This is a genomic window from Pseudoalteromonas sp. QJM3NY_22 (assembly GCF_056173065.1).
In genome coordinates, this window is sequence record NZ_JBWBTZ010000002.1 from 352076 (window position 1) to 373280 (window position 21205).

The 21205-nt window shown below is 39.7% G+C and carries 18 protein-coding genes and 3 pseudogenes; 8 read left to right on the forward strand and 13 right to left on the reverse strand.

Features of this window, described 5'->3' with window-relative positions; all coding sequences use genetic code 11:
- Positions 1 to 34: 34 nt before the first annotated feature.
- From paeA to AC0VZ4_RS21890, 5 genes and pseudogenes are all read right to left on the reverse strand, one after another.
- Positions 35 to 1315, reverse strand: a complete 1281-nt coding sequence (paeA, locus tag AC0VZ4_RS21870; protein WP_008134367.1) for a polyamine export protein PaeA — start codon at positions 1313 to 1315, stop codon at positions 35 to 37.
- Positions 1316 to 1448: 133 nt separating this feature from the next.
- Positions 1449 to 1661, reverse strand: a pseudogene (locus tag AC0VZ4_RS21875) (amino acid ABC transporter substrate-binding protein); the annotation flags it as partial.
- Positions 1662 to 1677: 16 nt separating this feature from the next.
- Positions 1678 to 2427: an IS5 family transposase gene (locus tag AC0VZ4_RS21880; protein WP_475439649.1), complete on the reverse strand. Its 750-nt coding sequence runs from the start codon at positions 2425 to 2427 to the stop codon at positions 1678 to 1680.
- 88 nt (positions 2428 to 2515) lie between these two features.
- A pseudogene (locus AC0VZ4_RS21885) lies at positions 2516 to 3004 on the reverse strand (amino acid ABC transporter substrate-binding protein); the annotation flags it as partial.
- Between the two features lie 88 nt (positions 3005 to 3092).
- Entirely contained in the window at positions 3093 to 4202 is a 1110-nt protein-coding gene (locus AC0VZ4_RS21890; protein ID WP_475442123.1) for an arginase family protein, read from the reverse strand.
- Positions 4203 to 4666: 464 nt separating this feature from the next.
- Between AC0VZ4_RS21890 and udp the strand changes: the two genes are divergently transcribed.
- On the forward strand, positions 4667 to 5422 hold the full coding sequence (udp, locus tag AC0VZ4_RS21895; RefSeq protein ID WP_007375563.1) for a uridine phosphorylase: 756 nt from the start codon (positions 4667 to 4669) through the stop codon (positions 5420 to 5422).
- A 68-nt stretch (positions 5423 to 5490) separates the two neighbouring features.
- Here udp and cdd read toward each other — a convergent pair whose 3' ends face one another.
- Together cdd and ppc are read right to left on the reverse strand one after the other, a co-directional pair.
- Entirely contained in the window at positions 5491 to 6417 is a 927-nt protein-coding gene (cdd, locus tag AC0VZ4_RS21900) for a cytidine deaminase (protein WP_475442124.1), read from the reverse strand.
- 136 nt (positions 6418 to 6553) lie between these two features.
- Positions 6554 to 9199 carry a phosphoenolpyruvate carboxylase gene (gene ppc, locus AC0VZ4_RS21905; RefSeq protein WP_475442125.1) on the reverse strand — a complete coding sequence of 882 codons (2646 nt, stop codon included), beginning with the start codon at positions 9197 to 9199 and terminating at the stop codon, positions 6554 to 6556.
- 120 nt (positions 9200 to 9319) lie between these two features.
- On the opposite strand from ppc, the gene AC0VZ4_RS21910 reads away from it, so the two are divergent.
- The 6 genes from AC0VZ4_RS21910 to AC0VZ4_RS21935 all read left to right on the forward strand — a co-directional run bounded on the left by AC0VZ4_RS21910 (position 9320) and on the right by AC0VZ4_RS21935 (position 14791).
- The gene (locus tag AC0VZ4_RS21910; RefSeq protein ID WP_007375566.1) at positions 9320 to 9718 is read left to right on the forward strand and encodes a thiol-disulfide oxidoreductase DCC family protein; all 399 of its coding nucleotides are present in this window, start codon (positions 9320 to 9322) and stop codon (positions 9716 to 9718) included.
- On the forward strand, positions 9715 to 10437 hold the full coding sequence (locus tag AC0VZ4_RS21915; RefSeq protein WP_475442126.1) for an SDR family NAD(P)-dependent oxidoreductase: 723 nt from the start codon (positions 9715 to 9717) through the stop codon (positions 10435 to 10437). Before AC0VZ4_RS21910 ends, AC0VZ4_RS21915 begins: the two co-directional genes overlap by 4 nt.
- 9 nt (positions 10438 to 10446) lie before the next feature.
- Positions 10447 to 11055 (forward strand): flavin reductase family protein, encoded by a 609-nt coding sequence (locus tag AC0VZ4_RS21920; RefSeq protein ID WP_474689088.1) that lies wholly within the window; start codon positions 10447 to 10449, stop codon positions 11053 to 11055.
- Between the two features lie 101 nt (positions 11056 to 11156).
- Positions 11157 to 12377 carry a M24 family metallopeptidase gene (locus AC0VZ4_RS21925; protein ID WP_475442127.1) on the forward strand — a complete coding sequence of 407 codons (1221 nt, stop codon included), beginning with the start codon at positions 11157 to 11159 and terminating at the stop codon, positions 12375 to 12377.
- A 120-nt stretch (positions 12378 to 12497) separates the two neighbouring features.
- Positions 12498 to 13157, forward strand: coding sequence for a DsbA family oxidoreductase (locus AC0VZ4_RS21930; protein WP_475442128.1), 660 nt, complete (start codon positions 12498 to 12500; stop codon positions 13155 to 13157).
- Between the two features lie 599 nt (positions 13158 to 13756).
- Positions 13757 to 14791 carry an IS110 family RNA-guided transposase gene (locus AC0VZ4_RS21935; protein ID WP_475442129.1) on the forward strand — a complete coding sequence of 345 codons (1035 nt, stop codon included), beginning with the start codon at positions 13757 to 13759 and terminating at the stop codon, positions 14789 to 14791.
- A gap of 422 nt (positions 14792 to 15213) precedes the next feature.
- Here AC0VZ4_RS21935 and AC0VZ4_RS21940 read toward each other — a convergent pair whose 3' ends face one another.
- The 6 genes and pseudogenes from AC0VZ4_RS21940 to AC0VZ4_RS21965 all read right to left on the reverse strand — a co-directional run bounded on the left by AC0VZ4_RS21940 (position 15214) and on the right by AC0VZ4_RS21965 (position 19686).
- Positions 15214 to 15816: a hypothetical protein gene (locus AC0VZ4_RS21940; protein WP_475442130.1), complete on the reverse strand. Its 603-nt coding sequence runs from the start codon at positions 15814 to 15816 to the stop codon at positions 15214 to 15216.
- 67 nt (positions 15817 to 15883) lie between these two features.
- A pseudogene (gene tnpC / locus AC0VZ4_RS21945) lies at positions 15884 to 17406 on the reverse strand (IS66 family transposase).
- Positions 17407 to 17501: 95 nt separating this feature from the next.
- The gene (gene tnpB, locus AC0VZ4_RS21950; RefSeq protein ID WP_475439613.1) at positions 17502 to 17849 is read right to left on the reverse strand and encodes an IS66 family insertion sequence element accessory protein TnpB; all 348 of its coding nucleotides are present in this window, start codon (positions 17847 to 17849) and stop codon (positions 17502 to 17504) included.
- Entirely contained in the window at positions 17846 to 18145 is a 300-nt protein-coding gene (tnpA, locus tag AC0VZ4_RS21955) for an IS66 family insertion sequence element accessory protein TnpA (protein WP_475442131.1), read from the reverse strand. The genes tnpB and tnpA overlap by 4 nt, the downstream gene beginning before the upstream one ends.
- A 662-nt stretch (positions 18146 to 18807) precedes the next feature.
- A complete protein-coding gene (locus AC0VZ4_RS21960; protein WP_475442132.1) occupies positions 18808 to 19356 on the reverse strand; it encodes a hypothetical protein in 549 nt (182 codons plus the stop codon).
- Between the two features lie 15 nt (positions 19357 to 19371).
- The gene (locus AC0VZ4_RS21965) at positions 19372 to 19686 is read right to left on the reverse strand and encodes a hypothetical protein (protein WP_475442133.1); all 315 of its coding nucleotides are present in this window, start codon (positions 19684 to 19686) and stop codon (positions 19372 to 19374) included.
- Positions 19687 to 19894: 208 nt separating this feature from the next.
- Between AC0VZ4_RS21965 and AC0VZ4_RS21970 the strand changes: the two genes are divergently transcribed.
- On the forward strand, positions 19895 to 21112 hold the full coding sequence (locus tag AC0VZ4_RS21970; protein WP_475439829.1) for an IS4 family transposase: 1218 nt from the start codon (positions 19895 to 19897) through the stop codon (positions 21110 to 21112).
- Positions 21113 to 21205: the final 93 nt, after the last annotated feature.

Sequence of the window (21205 nt, forward strand, 5' to 3'; positions counted from 1 at the left end):
GGGTAACTGTCAGATCAAGTCTGAGCTAGTACAGCTAAGTAATAACTCTTGAAACTAATAACTGCTCTACCCTAATACCCTCTACATCAACCACTTCGAATTTAAAGCCTGAAAAGGTTAAATGTTCCGCACGCTTGGGTATTCGCTTCATATTGTAAATTAAAAAGCCTGCAACGGTTTCATAGTGCATTTGCTCAGGAAACTCTTCTATGTCCAGTAGTTTTGCTAAATCGCTAATCGGAGTTAAACCATCAACTAACCAAGAGTCTTGATCGCGTTCTATAATTAATTCATCGCCTTGGTGAGTTATTAAATCCCCCATAAAGCCTTTCATTAAGTCTTTTACCGTAACGATACCGACCGATAAAGCGTATTCATTAACAACAACGGCAAACGGTTTGGCTGCACTTTTAAAGGCATTTAATGCTTCTGATAGGCTTAATGTCTCGGGTAAATAAAAAACATCTTTATCAATCAACTCATCATTTATATTGGCTGCTTCACCTTTTAATACTTGTCGTAAAATATCTTTTGATTCAACAGAGCCATGTAACTTATCTAAGCTCCCTGACACCACTAAAAAGTGATTATGAGGATGATCAATAATTTTAGTCGCAATATCATGACTCGATTCATTTAAATCAAAATAGACAATTTGGTCGCGTGGCGTCATTACACTTGATAAAAACCGCGCTTCTAAATCAAACACATTGCCTATTAATTCATACTCTTGCTTTTGCAAGCTTCCGTATGCAGCACCTGCATCCATCATCGCAACAATATCTTCAGTTGTTACATTGTCTTCCCGCTCTGCGGGTACTTTAAATAAGCGCAGTACAAAGTTAGTTACACCATTAAAAAACATCACTAACGGGGTTAAGGCAAAGGTCACCCAACGCATTATAGTCACCACTCTCACAGCGACTGCTTCTGGCATGATCATCGCTAAGCGTTTGGGCATTAAATCGGCGAACAATATAAACAAAGACGTAATAGTAAAAAACGAAAATAAAAAGCTAATTTTCTCTACATGTGCGCCTTGATAAAATAGTACCAACACGCTTTCAACATAAGGAGATAAAGCCTGCTCGCCCACAATACCACCCAATATCGCAATCGCGTTGAGTGCTATTTGGATCATGGCAAAAAAAGCCCCTGGATTCTCTTGTAGCTTTAATACCGCTGCAGCTTTTATATTTCCTTCATCTGCCATTACTCGCAGTTTTATTTTACGCGACGCCGCAATTGCTATTTCTGACATAGCAAACAACGCACTGATCAAGATCAATAAGCTAATCCCGATTAAATCACCCATTTAACGCTCCAAAAAAGTTAGTGCTTTTGAAACAAAAGCAGCTGATTATAGTCGGTTTTTTAAACGCAGCAATTTAAATTTAAAAAATATATTAAAGTAATTATATTTCATGGTGTTATATTAATAAAACCACTTATTTTACTATTCTAATATTTTTAAATGCAGCTTTTAATTGCGTAACTAAGGCAGGATCCATATTAATATTGCAAGCAAAGTACAAAGGGGATTGTGTTGTATTCAAACTCAGAACAGGTTCAAGTAATTTAAGCCTTGGCTCAGCTTGAATTCGATAGTCAAATTGCTTTTTACTAAGCACAACAAAATCTAGAATATCGTCGCGAGTACTAGGGGCTGTTGATCTTTCACATTGGTAGCCAAATCATTGCACATGCCAGCGCTAACATACTCTCAAACTGTAATTTCAATTTATCGTACCTTGTCGCTATAGCACGGAAGTGCTTTAGCCTTGCAAAGGCATTTTCAACTAAATGCCTATATTTATATAAGCACCAATCAATATCACCATTACCTGTTTTTGAGTTTTTCTTTCTAGGGATCACTGGGCTTGAGTTTCTCTCTCGAACCTTATTTCTAATGACTTCACTATCATAGCCTTTGTCTGCGATAACAAAATCGCCTTGGGGCAATAATTCAATCAGTTCATTTGCCACTTTACTATCATGAACATCGCCGCCTGTAATAATAAATTCAATTGGTAAGCCATAACTATCAACAGCTAAATGAATTTTACTTGTATTACCGCCACGACTTAATGCTATCGCTTGTTCTTGTTGAGACGCAGCACCTGTACTGTGTTGATGTGCTTTAACATAACTGCCATCAATGAATTCCCACTCAGTGTCACTATTGGCGGATAATGATTTGAACAACCTTATTAATATTCCTTTTTTAGACCAAAGTAGAAATCGGCGGTAAATAGTATTCCATAAACCAAAACACTCAGGGAGGTCACGCCATGGGCAACCAACACGTAAGCGATATAAAATTCCTTCCATCGTTTGTCTGTGTTCAAGCTTGTTATAAACTCTATCTTCAAGCAAAATTGATTTTAGCTTCGACCACAACTTATCAGTGAGCATTAATCGGGGCATGGTAATCTCGTAAGGTTTGTTTTTGGCGAAGTAAATTATACGAGATTACCGCTTACGCACAAAATTCAAACAAAGATCAACAGCCCCTAATAAGTTTATCTATTTTGTCTAGGCTATCTATAAGTAATAAATGCTTACTTTCGCTAAAGCCACGCTCTAACAAATAATGATGACTAAAGTTATCACGCAGTACTGCTATTTTATACTTTTTGGCATCATTGAGAGTATTTAACTTTATACCTCTGGACTTAAGCCCATATATAGCAGAGTCAAAGCTTTCTAGCTCGCCTATCCAAGTAAACTTATTCTCTCTATTAGGGAGTCGCACTATCGAAAATATACAGGTGTTTTTATCACGTAATGTTGCGTTGTACGATATGGCCCAACTATAGGCAAACATAGTGTAATTTATACCTGTACCTTCTAGCGCTTTATGAACTTTATCGACAGAGCGGCCAATGAGTTTGTTATCTTCATTGATGTACTGAAAGTCCGGAAATACTTCCGTTACGATTGTAATTTCAGTGGCGTTAACCTTAATACAGATAACGCACAGTAAAAAGATAAACCACTTCATTTAACTGAGCCTCATGATAAGTACATTAATAAATATAGCTGAGGCTCTGCGAACTGCTAGTTTTTAGTAGTGTATAAACACGACCAATTTACTTGTTCATTGCGTTGATTAAAAAGGCCGATATTTTAGCGCCTTCTCTGAGCGTTGTTTCAGAACTAGACTGGCCGACAAGCGAACTGTCGGTGAATGGCGCTATTTCCATCATATCAGCCCCCGTAATTGGAAACTCATCCGCAATGGCTGATAAAATATCAAGCGCATGCTGTGGTGTTAAACCATTATGTTCTGGCGTACCTGTGGCAGATGCAAACTCTGCATCAAGCGCATCAATATCAAAGCTTACATATACTTCATCAACGTTATCGGCTTTTAACTGAGCAATAGCGTCGGCAGCAACCGCTGCTGCGCCGCGCTCAATGATTTCATGTGCCCAATGTTGCTTAACGCCAAAGGTACTTTCCCAGTGCGCTTTAGGCTTGCCACTTGAGCGTATACCAAATTGTATTAAATGATGCGGTGCCGGTAAAAACTCTAATATATGTGTACACCACGAGCCAAAACATAAATCAATACCTAAGCGCTCCACAAGTAAATCAGTATGCGCGTCAAAGTGGATAATAGCCGTGCGCTTACCTTGCTCACGTTTTGCTTTTAAGTACGCTTTAGTAAGTGGGTAACTAATTGAGTGATCGCCACCTATACCAAATATCCCTTTATCTTTAAACGTTGTGTAAAAGCTGTCGCATACATCCTCAGTGATTGATAACGGGCTTACGTAATAGTCATTACCTTCATTACCATACAAAGCTTTTTGGCAATTAGAAATGGTTGCATCATTTAAGTATTTGTCATGAAGTAAATGTGGGATTACACGTACATCACCTAAATCAAACGAATGACATTGCGGATGCTGATCAATTAATGCTGAGCGCACAAACAACGGCCCCCAGTTTGCGCCGCGTAAAATACCACCGCCACAGTCTGAACTAATACCTAACATAACGGCTTTATGTGGTGAGTTTGGTAATTCGTTTAAAGACTCGCGCCACAAGTTATCAACGTTTTCAGTTTGTCCGTAAAGTTTATTACGCAGTGCGGCTTTGCGCTCTTTTGCAGTATTTACTGTGTATACGCCATCGCCCGGTGCGCACAAACAGTGCTCAACTTTGTTTTTAAATGCTTCAAATTGTGTGCTCATAATAAACTCCTTCGGTTTTTATTTTGTACGTAGCTAATTACTTTTGATTACTTTTGATTAGTTATGCAAAATCACTAAAAATGCCTAAACTTCAAATAAATGCCACTTTGCTAAATAAGTCAGTACTTAATATAAGTAAACACGTTAGTTTTTACGTGTTCACTACAAATTTAAATCATTGAATTTATTTGACATTAATGAAACTTTGTAATCATTCATTTAATCGTAGTTACGCGCTTGAGTGATACTTATTATGTCTGCTTGAACATGTCAACAGCGCAACAAGGCTACGTATATAAGTACTTGAGTGAATATTCATAGTTGGTGAATAAATCAAATTAGCTCTTAAAATTATTAAGGCTTTATTGGAAGAGTTAAGATAAAACGGACAATCGTCCTGTACTTAATAAACGTTTCTAGCAATGATGCTAGATTGACAACAAATTATTATAAAAGGCTTAGCTATGGAAAAGGTATTTCACTTAGGACTATGTATTGACGATCTTAAAGGTGCAAAACTTGCGATTGTACCGGGCGATCCAGATCGTGCAGCACGTATTTCACAATTCCTAGACAACCCAACCTGCCTTGCTCAAACTCGCGAGTTTCATGTTTATTTAGGTCAATTAAACGGCCACTCTGTGGTTATATGTTCTACCGGTATTGGTGGTCCATCTACGTCGATTGCAGTAGAAGAATTAGCACAACTTGGCGTGCGTAAATTTTTACGTATTGGTACAACCGGTGCAATTCAGCCACACATTAACGAAGGCGAAATTTTAATTAGCCAAGCGTCTGTACGTTTAGACGGAGCTAGCCAACATTTTGCACCACTTAGCTACCCTGCTGTATCTGACTTTTATGCAACACAAGCTATGGTACAAGCATGTAAAAACTTAAATATCGATTTCCATATTGGTATTACTGCATCAAGCGATACATTCTACCCAGGGCAAGAGCGTTACGATACGCACTCTGGTTACGTTCCTAAATCACTACAAGGTAGCTGCGAAGAGTGGCAAAAATTGGGCGTGATGAACTACGAAATGGAATCGGCAACATTATTTACTATGTGTGCAGCCCTTGGATTACAAGCAGCATGTGTAGCAGGCGTACTTGTTAACCGTACTCGCCAAGAAATACCAAATGTAGACCACGGTGAAATTGAGCGTAAATCTGTAGCAGTCGTATTAGAAGCAGCTAAAGTATTACTTGATTAATACCAAGTAAACTCAATAGATAAAATTGTAAAGCACAGCTCTGGCTGTGCTTTATTGTTTTTAAGAGGTTATTTTAGCTGAGCGCTAATTACTTCTATTGCCGGTAGATTTTTAAAACTTGCAAGTACAGCACGTGCTACACCCGCTTGGTTTTCATGGCCTGCGGTTTCTAAAAGTGTAATTGATTTTACTGTACTTTCGTTAAAGCTAAGCCCAGCTAAAAAGAACTGACTTAGTGCACTTTGCAGTGGCGACAAGCTTGGGCTGTACGCTGCGTTTTCTGCGTAACTTCCGTAAAAGTCACCATCACTAAATGTACTTATTTTTACGGCGCTAAAGTTTTGGCTGTAAGGCACGTACGCATTAAGTGCAAAACGCGCAAGGGTTTCATCAAGGCCATCAAAGCTAAAATTACCTTGCTGTGGTTTTGGGCTAAATAAGCTAAATTCGTTACCTAAATCGGTAGGTCCAAATGAATGCGGCAGTAATTCAGCAAGTTTAAATTGCTGATCAGGAAGTAAAATATCAAACTCTTTCGCATCAGCTAGTTCGTTCATAAACTGGCGACAATACCCACAAGGCGCATCGCTAATCGCTATTTTAACTATTTTTTTAGCGCCGTTTAACCATGCGTTATTTATAGCCGATTGCTCTGCATGAACCACTAAACTCAATGCTTGATGATCAAACTCTACATTTGCACCAAAATAAAAGTTTACCTCACCGTTTTCATCAAGTGCTTTAACAATTGCGCCTACATGAAAATCTGACACTGGCGCAACAGCATACTCAGAAGCTAAAGGTACTAAACCTTGTAGTAATGCATCATCAGACACATTGAGTTGAGCGCATAACGCTTTAATATTACTAGAGTTTAATATGCCACGTTGTGATTTCAATTGACTACGTAATGACGCTGTTTGCGCTACGTTTAATGTGATGTGCGAATTTGTAAGTGCTGTATCTTGCTGTACAGTAAAAGTTGCTGAAGCCATAACATTTTTTAATTATTCAATGGCTACGTAGTTTAAAAGGTTAGGGTGTTAAATACCAGCCTATTTAACGCAAAAAAAGGGAGCACATCGCGTGCTCCCTTTTAATACCAATAGGTATACCTAACAAAATAAAGTATTAGCCGGTATTACGCATACCTGCAGCTATACCTGTCATCGTGATCATTAACGCATTATCAATGTCACCTTCGTTTCGTTTTTCCTCTGAGCGAGCACGGCGTAAAAGCTCAACCTGTAGTAAGTTAAGTGGATCGGTGTACGGATTACGTAAGCTAATCGACTCCTTAATCCAAGGTTGTTCGGCTAGTAGGCTTTTTTGTGGGCTAAGTGATTGCACCAAGCTAATAGCTTCTTGAAGCTCTTTACGAAGTGTTACACCCAGTGGTTTGTACATATCTTCCACCAGCGCATTGTCGTAATGCTCACTCAACCAGCAATCTGCTTTACTAAATACCATTTCTAGCATTTCTAGGCGCGATCTAAAGAACGGCCACTGTAAGCTCATTTCGTTGAGTGTTTCTGCGCCGTACTTATTAAGCGCAGCTTTTAAGCCTGTTAACGCACCTAACCATGCCGGAAGCATTAAACGGTTTTGACTCCAAGCAAAAATCCATGGAATAGCACGCAGGCTTTCAACGCCACCATTAGGATTACGTTTTGCAGGACGCGAGCCAAGCGGCAACTTAGAAAGTTCAAGCTCAGGCGTTGCCATTCTGAAGTAAGGTACAAAGTTTTCATCGTGGCGAACTACATTACGGTAGTGTTCACACGACTCCTCACTTATTAGCTTCATTACTTCGCGCCACTGTGGTTTTGGTTCCGGCGGTGGTAATAAGTTACTTTGTAGTACTGCGCCTGCGTAAATATTTAAGCTTTGCAGTGCTACATCGGGTAAACCAAATTTAAAGCGAATCATCTCGCCTTGCTCGGTTACACGCAAACCACCTTTTAACGAACCTGGCGGTTGTGAATGCAGCGCTTGTGCAGCAGGTGCCCCACCACGCCCTACTGTGCCACCTCGTCCGTGGAATAAAATAAGTTCAATACCACGCTCATCAGCAAGTTGTACTAATTTATCCATTGCTTCGTACTGGGCCCAACCTGCTGCCATCATGCCGGCATCTTTAGCAGAATCAGAGTAACCAATCATTACATTTTGGGTATTTTTAATATGCCCGCGATACCAAACATTATCAAGTAATGTAGTAATTACATCGCTACCCGCATTTAAATCGTCAAGTGTTTCAAACAATGGTGCAACGGGTAAATCGAACTGACAGCCGCTTTCTTTAAGAAGTAGTTGTACAGCTAAAATATCAGAAGCGGTTCGCGCCATCGAAATAATATACAAGCCAAATGTTGCTTCGTCTTGCTTAGCAATAACATCAAAGGTGTCTAGCACTTCTTGAACATCAGGGCTTGGTTGCCAATGTTTTGGAATAAGCGGTCTGCGAGAGTTAAGCTCAGTAAGTAAAAAAGCTTGTTTATCTTGCTCTTGCCATTGGTTGTAGTCGCCTAAACCTAAATAACGAGTCAGCTCTGAAAACACATCGCTGTGGCGAGATGAGTCTTGGCGCACATCGAGTTTAGCTAAACGCAAGCCAAAGCTATTTATACGATGCAGTAAATCAAGCAATAAGCCATCAGCAACGATTTTCATATTACACTTTAATAACGAGCGATAGCAGACCTCTACAGGGTGTTTAAGCTGATTAATATCGGTAATTAAATCTTGTGAATCGCTACGCTTATTTTTAATTTTAGCGCCAAGATGAGCTACTGTTTCTGCAACTTGGTTTTTAAGCTTTTTGATCACCGCTCTGTATGGTTCAAAGTCTTGACCTGCCAACTCAATAAGCTCATCACTGGCGTCTGACATAGATAATTCTGCGCACAACGTTTTTAAATCTTGAATATATAAGTTAAGCGCCATCCAACGACCATGGTCAAGCACCTCAGCTGTAACCTGCGATGTTACAAATGGATTGCCATCACGGTCTCCACCCATCCACGATGTAAATTCAATCGGGCTGTAATCTTTTGGTAGATCTAAACTTAATTGATCTTTAACATTGGCTGAAAATTCACGTAAAAAGCGCGGAACAGCGTGCCAAAGACTGTTTTCGATTACCGCATAACCCCATTTAGCTTCATCAACTGGCGTTGGGCGAGAGCGACGAATGTCGTCGGTATGCCAAGCTTGGCTAATCAGCTGTTCAATACGATTTAAAATATTGTCACGCTCTTGCACTAAGTTATCTTTTCGCTCTAATGACGCTAAGCAATCACTTAGTTCAACATGTTTGTTAATAATAGTGCGGCGCGTCACCTCGGTTGGGTGAGCAGTTAATACTAAATTTATGTGGAGTTTTGAGAGTGTTTCGGCCAAATGATTACTGTCTAACTGGCCTTGTTCTGCTTTTGTAGCTAACGTTTTTAATGTTTGAGTGAGAGGGTTTTGTTGACCAAGGCCAACGTCATTAAAACGCGAAACGGTATGAAATTGTTCTGCTACATTGGCAAGGTTTAAAAAATGATTAAATGAACGGGCAACCGGCAAAAGCTCTTCGTCACTAAGCGCATGGAGTACTTCTATTAGCGCTTGTCTGTCGTCTTCGTTACCACTGCGAGATGATTTAGATAAAGCTCGAATTTCTTCTACTTTATCTAAAATAGCTTGGCCTTGAGCATCTTTAATTGTTTGTCCTAGAAGTTGCCCTAATAAATTTACATTACCTCGCAAGGCGGCGTATTGTTCACTCATTTCTCATTCTCCTTTATTTCGTAGGGCACTATTAATATCATCATGTAGGGATATTTAATAGATCCATTTGCAATGTCTTGTCGTAAAAAAATATATATAAAATAATCACAAAGCACCCACATGATAATTTTTTACGATGGTAACTGCCCCCTTTGCAGCACCGAAATGCAGCAACTAAAACACGCTGATTCTAAAAATCTAATTACGCTTGAAGATCTTAACGCGAGCGACTTTAGTGAGCGCTATTCGTATATTGATAAAGACCAAGCAATGACTTATCTGCAAGCTCAAAAGCTATCAGGTGAAATGATTTACGGGCTTGATGTAACGTACGAAGCATGGAAATTAGTGGGTAAACACGGCTGGTTGAAAATTTTTCGCTTGCCAATAATTCGCTTTTTCGCTGACTGCGGATACCTGTTATTTGCTAAGTACCGGCACCCCATCAGTCGCTTTTTAATGCCAAATACTCAGTGCAGTAACGGCCAATGTGGACTAAAAGCAAAAGGTGATAAATGAAAACTATTGTTTTATTCGGCGCAAGCAGTGCCATAGCAAACGCATATGTAGAACATCTACAAATAAACACGCCTACTCATCAGATTGTTTGTATTAGTTCAAAAAGTATTGAATCTGGCTCAAGTGTTGTCCACCTGCATACTGACTACACAAAACAAAGTTTAGCGCGTGTTACTAATTACCTGAAAGAGCAAAATGCCGATATACAACAAGTTATTATATTCAATGGTACACTGCACAACGAAACCCATATGCCTGAAAAAAAGCTGGAGGATTTAGACGCTGAGTATTTTAGCCAACTTCTAAATTCAAACACCCTAACTCCCCTACTTTGTTTGCAGAGTATTTTGCCGCTTTTAACACATAAAACGCAGTGTACTATTACAGCACTCAGTGCGCGTGTGGGCAGCATTAACGACAACAAATTAGGCGGTTGGTATACGTATCGCGCCTCTAAGGCTGCGCTTAACATGCTATTTAAAACCGCAGCGATTGAACTTGCACGCAGAGCTAAAAATACCAAGCTCGTTTTATTTCACCCAGGGACTACTGATACTGCGCTTTCAAAGCCATTTCAAAAAAACGTACCTGCTGGAAAACTCTTTACAGCTGAGTTTGTAGCCAAGCAGCTTTTTACACTTACTTTTAATAACCCTCATTTAGAACTCAATGGTAAGCCTGCCTACTTAGATTGGCAAGGCGAAACCATACCGTGGTAAGGACCTTTAATGCATTTTACTAAAGAGCGCATAAACGCACTTGAAAAACATACCCGTACTCATTTAATTAATTCGCTTTCGGGGTTTAAAAGCGCCAACTTAATTGGCACGCAAGACAAACAAGGCAATACTAATCTCGCCATTGTTAGCTCTGTTATTCATTTAGGCGCTCACCCGCCGCTAGTTGGCATGATAATGCGACCAAATAGCGTGCCTCGACATACGTTCGAAAACATAATTGAAACAGGTAGTTACACCATTAACCAGGTTAATAAAGCGATTTATAAGCAAGCCCATCAAACTTCAGCCCGCTACAATAAAGGCGAGTCAGAATTTACAGCGACAGGTTTAACGCCCGAATACTTAAATGACTTTGCAGCGCCTTTTGTAAAAGAAAGCCGCTTAAAATACTCGGTTAAATTTATAGAAAACCAACATTTAGCCGTTAATGGTACAGAGCTTGTAATCGGTGAAATCACTGATGTGTATTTAGATGAAGTAGCACTTCAAAGTGATGGCTTTTTAGATTTACAGGCTATTGAAACCGTGGCAGTAACCGGGCTTGATAGCTACCACACAAGTAATAAACTCACGCGTTTACCGTACGCTAAAAAATAATATGCCTTTTTAAGAGGCTTTAAACTAATAGCCTCTTATCGCATAACATTGAATTTTACCTTGGTATTAATCACACTAGCTAAAAATCCAAGGAGAAAAACATGACCACTATAGGTATTGGTACACAATCAAGCGAGCAAGCGCTGGCAAGCTTAAGTAATATGATGCAAACGCTAACCCCTATCGCAGCTGACGAACATTTAGAGCGCATAGCCAAGGCGCAAGCGTATATGCTAGCAAACAACATAGATGCAATTTATTTAAACGCTGGCACCAACCTTACCTACTTTACAGGCATGAAATGGTACGCGAGCGAGCGCATGGTTGGCGCAATACTACCGGCCCTTGGTGAAGTACAATACATTGCGCCTTATTTCGAAATTGGTTCACTAAACGGGTTTAAAGTTATAGATGGACCTATTCATGGGTGGCAAGAGCACGAAAATCCTTATGCACTTTTTGTCGAAGTATTAAAAAAGTTAAACATTAATGAAAACGCAACCATTGGCATTGATGAAAGCGCACAATTTTTTATATTCGACGGTATTAATAAAGCGCAAACGGGTTTAACACTCATAAACGCACAACCTGTAACGGCGCATTGCCGCATGCATAAATCAGTTCATGAACTTAGCTTAATGCAACGCGCGATGGACATGACCTTAGCCGTACATCAAGCCACAGCAAGTATGCTTTATGAGGGAATAACCACCACCGAAGTAGAAGCCTTTATTAAGCAAGCACACCAAAAAGTAGGTGCGCCAGGTAACTATTTTTGTATTGTTTTATTTGGTGTTGCAACGTCTTTCCCGCACGGTGTTAAAGATGCCCAAATACTTAAAAAAGGCGATATGGTACTAATTGATACTGGCTGTAAAGTACACGATTACCTATCAGACATAACCCGTACCTATGTATTTGGCGAACCAACAATGCGCCAACGTATGTTTTGGGATCATGAAAAAGCAGCGCAAATGGCGGCATTTAATGCAGCTAAAATTGGTGCTACGTGCGAAGACGTTGACGCGGGCGCACGTAACTATTTAGCAGCGCAAGGGCTAGGCCCGCAGTACCAAACACCGGGTTGCCCGCATCGAACGGGGCACGGCATTGGGCTAGACATTCACGAATGGCCATACTTAGTTGGCGGTGATAAAACCCCACTTGCCACAGGCATGTGCTTTAGTAACGAGCCAATGTTAGTGATACCCGATGAATTTGGCGTGCGCCTAGAAGATCATTTTTACATGACCGACAACGGCCCTCATTGGTTTACAGAGCCTAGCCATAGCATTGACGACCCATTTGGGCTTAACGCTTAAAACTGAATACCTTCAAGAGCAGCTGTTTAGCTGCTCTTTTTAGTTTGGTATTGATAAAGCTAAATTAATCCCAATATCCCTTTTTATACTTAGTTATAAGCAATCCTCAAAAGGATAAATATGAAAAACTTTAAAATTGATATCGTTTCAGACGTAATGTGCCCTTGGTGTGTAGTGGGTTATAAAAACCTAGAAACTGCACTAGAGCAACTTAAAGACGAAATGAGCGCAGATATTACGTGGCATCCTTTTGAACTAAATCCAGATATGCCAATTGAAGGTCAGGATTTAAACGAACATTTAATGCAAAAGTACAACCTAAGTGAAGAACAAGGCGACGAAAATCGTAAAAACATGTTCGAAGCCGGTAAGCGTGCTGGGTTTACCTTTAATTTTGATGGCAAACGCATCATGATCAACAGCTTTGATTTACATCGTTTATTAATGTGGGCACGTGAAGAAGGTAAGCAAACGAAGCTAAAACTCGCCTTTTTTGAAGCGCACTTCACTGATTTAAAATACTTAAATCAAGAAGAAGCACTACTCGACGTTGTTGAAAAAGTAGGTCTTGATAAAGAAACTGCGCGCGGTATTCTACATTCAGACAAATATGTAAAAGACGTACGCCAAGAGCAAGACAACTTTAAACAAATGGGTATTACGTCAGTACCTACATTTATCATAAACGATAAGTATGCACTTACTGGCGGACAACCAAGCGACTCATTCATTCAAGCACTAAAACAAATTAGTGAAGAAGAAGCCAAGCAAGACGCTTAACGAGTAAATTGTTGCTTAACACTTAAAAAAGGCTGCACATTGCAGCTTTTTTTATTACGTATAAGTAAGCGAACAATAATCACCTTACTATAAATTTATTAGATATTTTATCGTCAACATACAGCACTAAATGCGTGTGGTTATTCGTAACATCATAAGTGATTTATCTCTAACACAGCCTCTAGGATTCTCATAAATGATCTTTACAGTATAAAAATAAAGATGGGGATTTGTAGTGGTCAACTAATTTCGGCTGATGGGCAGAACGCTCAGGCAACGCTATTTTCGTCTGCGTAAAAATTTAAGTTGAACCCGCCTAATATTCAATATTGGCAACTAGCTTGGCAGAGAAGGTACCACCCATCATATATATTTAAAAACGTAGGTCGGATAAGCAAAGCGCCATCCGACACAGTAACTTATTTGAGTCTCGACGAACATAAATAGCTAATTTATATAGCAAAATTAAGTAGTGCTGGCCCCTTAATTGAACAAGCAAAGCTCACCCAATTAAGATGGGTGATGAGATGGACGCTCCCCTAAACGGCGTCAATGCGCCAAACTGGTTAACTCACACTCAGTTAAAGGGAACGTCCATCATGAAAATTAGCACATTATCAATTGATTTGGCAAAAAATGTATTCCAAGTCGCTGGCTTTAATCATCATCACAAAAGAGAATGCAATAAACGCTTAAACAGACCTAAACTCAACGCCTTCATGGCAAATCCCCCACCGTGTCGCGTGGTGATGGAAGCCTGTTATTCTTCCCACTACTGGGGGAGAGTATTTACGTCTTACGGTCATACCGTTGACCTTATTCCTGCACAACACGTTACCCCCTTTGTTCGCGGCAATAAAAATGATAGTAACGATGCCCTTGCTATCTATGAAGCAAGCTTACGCCCTAATATTAAATTCGTTCCTATTAAAACCGAAGCTCAGCAAGAAATACTCATGATCCATAAGATACGTGAGCGACTTCTGCAAAACAGGATTGCTGCAACCAACCAATTACGCGGTTTATTGGTCGATTTTGGGTATGTATTTCCTGTCGGTATTAAGGCGTTTCAGCAAGGGATAATTGCGTTAGAAAGTGATTCTGAGCTTCGCCCTCAGCTGCGCATTATGGTGAGTGATATTTACACTGAGTACAAAACCCTTGTTAAACGCATTAAAGCTATTGAAGCGATGCTTACTGCACACGTTGAACGGGATACAAACGCTAAAATACTTCACTCCATTCCTGGCGTGGGTGTACTCAATGCCTCTGCTTATGCAGCATCAATCGGGAACGGTCAGGCATTTAAGAGCGCAAAAGAACTCGGGGTGTGGCTAGGATTAACACCTAAACAATATGCGTCAGGCGATAAAAGTAAAATGTCTGGTATTACTAAGCGCGGCAACAGTTACCTACGAAAACAACTTATTCACGGTGCTCGCGCCCTTATCGCCAGAAGCCACCATAAAACAGATGCGCTAAGCCAGTGGATAAATCAATTACGCGAGAAAAAACACTTTAATTGTGTGGTGGTCGCCACCGCACACAGATTGGCTCGACTGATGTGGATATTGCTGACCAAGCAAACTCTCTACTCACCTCAGTTTGTGCAAAATACACAGAAGGATGCTTAATTATGCGTATTTTACACGCCAATCACACCCGAGTTTACGACTTAAGACAGCCTGGTTATGACATAGGTTTTAAAACCTGAGTGGGTGTTTGGGCACTTAAGTCGTAACATACACTTATCCTGTATGTACTTCACTTATAATGAAATAAAAAGCGCACGCTAACCAAGGTTAACCAGATAAAGACACGAGATTTAATCTCGCTTGGGTGAATATTTTTTAGGTCCCTTGGTACGAAGCTCATTAGGAGCATGGCGCATGATAACCATGACACCATAGCTCGAATATATGTCAGTACCTTTGCTTTTCAGCAAGCTTGTGACGCATCATTACTGTGATATGAGATACGTGATAATAGAATAAAGGCATCAATTTTGATGTTTATACATTAGCTCGTCTTGACTTCAAGGGAGCGTCCATATATGTCACGTTAATTTTTCTCCTGCCCCTGCAACTAAGTTCCCCTCATTCGAAATAATATAACCGCCCTCAGGATGAGTTACTGCATTTAAATTTAAATTCGTAGTACCACTAATATTTATAGAATCAGAAAGGACCTCTAAAGATTGCACTCCAGGCGCTGTCAGGTTATTTATTGCAACCGTACTGCAGGAACGAACATCCATAATGTCATTCGAGAAAGTACCATTAACAAAGGTTACTCGGCCAACATTTTCAAAACCACAACTATTACATGAGAAATCATTTGAAGAAGCTACAAAAAGTGCATCAATAGGCTTCCCTATTATTTTAACTACGTTGTTAAAACTGAAGGATTGAGAACGGACAACTAATTTCTCAATTGAGCTACCATTGGGTACATAAATATATAATGGTTTTGAATCAACTGAAAACCCATTAAATGAAATCGACATCTCACTGGAGCTTGATGAAGCTAAAGCTAAAGTATCAAAGCTAGACTCTGATTGAGATGTTACAGAAAACAAATCTGATCCAGTGAAGCTATAACCTGCTACTTGCACAATTCCAAAAAAAGATGATGACGCAGAGGCTGAGTTTGGTTTCATCCCCACAATAAAAGTAACTATTACAAAACAAAAAGCAGTTAATTTGTAAGCGTATAGCTAACGGCACCTAGCTTTGCTTAATGTTCCAAGGTAGCAGTGGCGCTAGATTATCTGGCTGCTCAGCAAGGTGCTGTAAGCAAGTAGAGATATAGTCATGCACCACAAGGTCATTTGCCTTTGCGGTTTCAACAAGACTGTAGAGTATGGCGCTGGCATGTGCACCATTGCAGGTATTTGAGAATAACCAGTTTTTTCGCCCTATCACAACGGTTTTATTGCTCGCTCTGCACGGTTATTATCAATACTGAGCCTGCCATCATCGAGGTAACGCCTGAATTTCTCAAACTGATTTATCGCATAGCTAATTGCTTTACCTAGCGCCATTTTGGGAGGGATTTTATCTTTGTGCTTTATCAACCATCGATACAATTCATCAACGATTGGTTTCGCTTTTTGTTGCCTAACATTGAATTTTTCATCGTGCGTTTTATCTTTGATGCTTTGTTCAATACCGTAAAGTTTGCCTATCAGGTTGAGTGCAACATCCGCTTTACCTGTTTTTTTATTCTTCCCTTTCGCTTCGATGAATTTACGACGGATATGGGCTAGACATGCCACGAGTGTTGCTTTTGTTTGCTCGTACGCCTTGTAGCCATCTACCTGCATATAGTCTTGATAACCATCAAGAAAATCAACCACACAGTGTCCTGCGCGACTGTTATGATAATCAAACAGGACAATATTCGTGCCTTTACCCTGTTTATCATCGCCACAACAATACAACCACATATAGCTGGTCGCTTTATCTGCGTTAATAACGTTGAGCGGGGTTTCATCACCATGAATAACTGCTTGCGATAACAACGCCTCTTTTAAGCGTTGATACAAGGGGGACAGCAGGTCTGCGCAGCGTAGCATCCAACTCGACATGGTTTGCCTACTCAACTCAATACCGATATCGGCAAACAATGTTTCTTGACGATAAAGCGGTAAGCCAAACTGATATTTACACATGATTATTTGGCTCAGCAAGCTGGGCGTTGCGATGCTTTTTGGGATCGCTGTTGTGGGCATAAGGGCGGTTTTTACCACACTTTCAATGCCTTCACGCTCACAGTGACGGCACGTATATTTAGGACGAATGGTTTTGATAACTTTGATATGCGCTGGCACAAACTCGAGCGCTTCACTGCTGCTTTCACCCATTTTATGTAGTGGGCTGTGACAGCAATCACACATTTTGCCATCCTCTTCAAGGTCAACAATCACCTCAATTCGCGGTAACTGCGCCGGCAGTGGGCGGCGTTTCGGTTTGGCTTTTTCTTTCTTTACTGAGGCCGGTGTCGCCAATAGCGCTTTATCATGTTCATCAAGAATATCTTCTGCTTCATTGAATACTTCGCCTGCCCCCGGCATCTTTTCAGATTTCTTGGCGTACTCTTTGGCAAGCTTAGCGTTATAAGCTTGCAGTAATTCGTGAATTTGCGCATCTTTTTCAGCTAACTTTTCATCCATAAGCTGTTGCAACTCAAGCACCATGCGCTTGAGTTGTTCTGGGTCGTCAGGAAGTGAGTGTACATCAATTTTCATGTTCGCAATTTAACAGAATTTGACGCTGTTTTCTTGCTTGACGCAAAGATAAAACAGACGGTGTGGCAACGATCATTTACTGTCAATATGATCGATTAGATCATCGATTGATACTGCAATTCTTCATGACCAAGCACATCATATCCCGACAACAACCAATCCAGTTGTTCAGGACTGAGTTCAAATTCCTGCAAGCTGATTTTATTTGGCCATTTAAACTTTTGTTTTTCTAAGCGCTTATACCATAAAGCAAACCCCGTTTTATCCCAGTAAACGAGCTTGAGTTTATCTTTCGCTTTATTGCAGAATAAGAATAATGCGCCTGTATAAGCATCACGCTCAAGTTCGCCTTCAACGATTGCGATTAGACCATCAATGGATTTTCGAAAATCCACGGCCTCGCGGTGTAAATAAATACTTTTTGGTTCGACAAACATTTTCATAAGGCAAGCTCGCGTAACAGTTGACTCAGATAAGTGGCAGGCATTGTGGGTGGCAAGCTGACGTTTACTTTGCCGATAGTGAGGGTGATTGACTGTTGCTGTTCGATAACGTCAACGTGTTTAGTCACTTTAGCGCGAACAAAGCTGCCTGATGATTCATTAAGCTTACTTCGTGCGGCATAAAAAGTTGTTTTTGATAAAGCATTTTGCTGGCAATAGTCAGTGATAGTTAAATTACTGACTTGTTGTTCTTCGATAATACAGCGCCACAGTTCAAGGCTGCGTGTTTTTCTCATGACTATCTCCTCATTGAAATTCGGAAATAGCTTAATCATTTTGACGAGTGACTGGCAGGTGCACTTTGCTAGACGCTTACGTTAATTTCACAACTTGTATTCCTTTAAAATTAACGTAATTTACTAAAACGTTATCCGCACTATTTTTCTATACACATTAGGGCTAGAGCACCAAGCATCACAATTACCGACATCATTATATGAAAGTGTAATTTCTTGCATTGAAATCTTTGCAGCTAGCAATGTGCTATACATTCTATTTCAGATTCGGCTGCATACGAAGCAGGGACAATGAAGTATTCTTTATTGCTACAAGATGCGACTGAGGCACCATTATTATTTTTTAGTTTTACTAAAATTTGGTTATGAGAATATAAAGTTAAGGTCTCTACCTGCCCGCCTGAACTTACCCAACCGGCATTTGCTTTATATGTAGTAGTCAACAAAAGAAGGGAACTAAGAATTAGTATGCGCATTATTTACTTACTATCACCCAGTTGAAATTTGTGGCCCAGATCCAAGACTTAATTTGCGAGCAAAATGAATCAGCGAAGCTTTTAAACGATAGTATAATTAAAAACATATATACTGTTGTACTATTAATAACATTCTCCTTTCTCAAAATATTCCCTTTACTAATATTATAGATTTAATGAAAAACTTTATATTTGACATATTCGCCTACTTTTAATAATTGAAGCCACTTTATTGATTACAATTTCATTTGCATAATTTTGTTTAGTTTTTAGTTTTGTGAGTTTGTAAGTTTCATCGCTCTCAGCATTAAAGGTAAATTTTTCACCTGTAGCCAAAGTAATAACACCATTAATGAGTAGAAAAACAGACTCATCACCGTCTTTTTGTTTAAATTCAATTTTTTTTAAGTCAACGTCTATAATTACATTATCTTGCAAATAATTATAATCACTTGCAGTTTTTTTTATTGCGCTTAGCAAACTTGCTTTACTGTTTTTAGATTGAATATCTTTACCTATTCCGATATCAATAGCTGCACCAATTGCTATACCTGAAGGGCCAATAACTCCCATTAATGCAACGCCTGCCGCTACACCTTTACCTGAATAAGTCATATGCTGTGGTAAATGAACATTTAAATTCGTATTTTTTTGTGTATTTTTACAACCGAAAAGTATAAATAATATGGGTATAAAAATAATAAAGCTGAATTTTATTTTGCTAAAGATATTCATGAGATCATAATTACTTTATTCATGCATAACATAGTGAATCCTGCAACGATTTCCAATCTTCGAATTAACGTCATACACCTGAAAACAAATACGCTGATTAGCTGCCTTTGCGGCCAAAATTAAACTATAAACAAATTCCTTATTTGTTGCGTTATGATTTAAGTAAAACCCACCTGGGCATTGACTTGGATTTGCTTTTAGCTCAGCCCAAACTCCATAAGTGTCGGAGCCGTTTGCCCATACACGCATACGCTTTACTTCTCCGCAAAAATTTTGCGCAGCATATGAATTAGCTGAAAGTAAAGTTAAAATAAATAATATTTTTTTCATAAAATCTCTCGAACTACTACAGTTATGTTTATGAGCCCATTCTAAAATGATATAAACCGTGATCTTTGTATAAATTAACCCAAGACCCTTTTGAACAAGATGAGTCTGAGTCCTAAAGTATCCCCAGAATTAGCCTTTATATATCAATAAACTAACAGTATTAAAAAATGTGGGAAGCGAGGGAACATTCATGGTGTTTTGTGATCTTATGAATCACTTACAAACAACAGAGCTAAACACCATGAATGCTTTTACTATTTTGCACAATATGCTCCGCGCTGTCACCCCTAAATCAATTCATAAAGCCAGATTTAATACTCTAGTCGCTGCCGTTAAATCTCTTTTGCACTGTCAGCAATGCACCTTGACGTCTATCGGTCGCAATTTGAATTCAAAAACCACTGAAAAACATGATATTAAACGTATTGATCGACTGCTCAGTAACCACGAGCTTTTACGTGAATCAACAACGGTTTATGTTCACTTAAGCCGTTTTGTGGTCACTGAAAAGCATCCCGTCATTTTGGTTGATTGGAGTCATGCCGATACACAAACCAAATATTGTATTCTGCGTGCCAGCATTGTCAGTGAAGGTCGCTCTTTAACCCTGTATCAGGAAAGTGCACTCAGCTTTCAATATCATTGCCCAAAAGTACAAAAACGGTTCTTGAAGATGCTCAAACTGATCTTGCCGAGTGATTGCCGGCCCGTCATTGTGACGGATGCGGGCTTTAAAGTTCCTTGGCTCAAAGCCGTGCGAAACAATGGCTGGCATTATATTAGCCGAGTTCGAGGTACGGCACACTTGAAAACGCAGGGCAGCGATGAGTTTGTTCCATGCCAGTCACTATTCAAGAGCAATCAACGTAAGAGCCAGTATCTTGGCGCGACCGAGTTGACCAAAAGTGCAAAATATCAAACGCATGCAGTGCTGGTTGGCAAGGGGCATAAGTTATTAAAAAGAGATAAAAAACGTGGTTATAAGGAGCCTTGGCTACTCGTTTCTTCACTTCCAAAAAAGCACCACTTTCTCGAAAAAGTGCTCAAATTATATGGTATGAGAATGCAAATAGAAGCCGGATTTCGAGATCAAAAAAGTGTTAGGTTCGGCTTAGGCTCAGATCTACACAGAACGAACAAACTCTACCGATTAGACATACTTTTACTGCTCGCAACACTGGCGCATTGGTTCTCAATGATGCTGGGTGCAGTGATAGACAAAGCAGGAAAGACAGGATCTTTTCAAGCTAACTCAACCAAAAGCAGGCGAGTAGTGTCATGGGCATTTGTTGGGTTGCGATACTTCAAAAAACAGTCCATTAAACTGCGACGGCGAGATTATTTAGAAGGGCTCGCCTATTTCGCACAAGTGGTAGTGCAACTCAATTGGAAAAATATGGATGTGAGTGATGTAATTGAAACTTAATGATTATTTTTGGGGATCCCTTAGGTCTGAGTCTATATTAAACCACAGAGTAACAGTATTATTACTTGCTTTAGCAACTAACAACACGCCCTG

Bases quoted from the DNA above. Each gene is read 5' to 3' on its own strand.
- paeA (WP_008134367.1), bottom strand. From the start codon at position 1,315: ATGGGTGATTTAATCGGGATTAGCTTATTGATCTTGATCAGTGCGTTG.
- AC0VZ4_RS21880 (WP_475439649.1), bottom strand. From the start codon at position 2,427: ATGCCCCGATTAATGCTCACTGATAAGTTGTGGTCGAAGCTAAAATCA.
- AC0VZ4_RS21890 (WP_475442123.1), bottom strand. From the start codon at position 4,202: ATGAGCACACAATTTGAAGCATTTAAAAACAAAGTTGAGCACTGTTTG.
- udp (WP_007375563.1), top strand. From the start codon at position 4,667: ATGGAAAAGGTATTTCACTTAGGACTATGTATTGACGATCTTAAAGGT.
- cdd (WP_475442124.1), bottom strand. From the start codon at position 6,417: ATGGCTTCAGCAACTTTTACTGTACAGCAAGATACAGCACTTACAAAT.
- ppc (WP_475442125.1), bottom strand. From the start codon at position 9,199: ATGAGTGAACAATACGCCGCCTTGCGAGGTAATGTAAATTTATTAGGG.
- AC0VZ4_RS21910 (WP_007375566.1), top strand. From the start codon at position 9,320: ATGATAATTTTTTACGATGGTAACTGCCCCCTTTGCAGCACCGAAATG.
- AC0VZ4_RS21915 (WP_475442126.1), top strand. From the start codon at position 9,715: ATGAAAACTATTGTTTTATTCGGCGCAAGCAGTGCCATAGCAAACGCA.
- AC0VZ4_RS21920 (WP_474689088.1), top strand. From the start codon at position 10,447: ATGCATTTTACTAAAGAGCGCATAAACGCACTTGAAAAACATACCCGT.
- AC0VZ4_RS21925 (WP_475442127.1), top strand. From the start codon at position 11,157: ATGACCACTATAGGTATTGGTACACAATCAAGCGAGCAAGCGCTGGCA.
- AC0VZ4_RS21930 (WP_475442128.1), top strand. From the start codon at position 12,498: ATGAAAAACTTTAAAATTGATATCGTTTCAGACGTAATGTGCCCTTGG.
- AC0VZ4_RS21935 (WP_475442129.1), top strand. From the start codon at position 13,757: ATGAAAATTAGCACATTATCAATTGATTTGGCAAAAAATGTATTCCAA.
- AC0VZ4_RS21940 (WP_475442130.1), bottom strand. From the start codon at position 15,816: ATGAAACCAAACTCAGCCTCTGCGTCATCATCTTTTTTTGGAATTGTG.
- tnpB (WP_475439613.1), bottom strand. From the start codon at position 17,849: ATGAAAATGTTTGTCGAACCAAAAAGTATTTATTTACACCGCGAGGCC.
- tnpA (WP_475442131.1), bottom strand. From the start codon at position 18,145: ATGAGAAAAACACGCAGCCTTGAACTGTGGCGCTGTATTATCGAAGAA.
- AC0VZ4_RS21960 (WP_475442132.1), bottom strand. From the start codon at position 19,356: ATGAATATCTTTAGCAAAATAAAATTCAGCTTTATTATTTTTATACCC.
- AC0VZ4_RS21965 (WP_475442133.1), bottom strand. From the start codon at position 19,686: ATGAAAAAAATATTATTTATTTTAACTTTACTTTCAGCTAATTCATAT.
- AC0VZ4_RS21970 (WP_475439829.1), top strand. From the start codon at position 19,895: ATGAATCACTTACAAACAACAGAGCTAAACACCATGAATGCTTTTACT.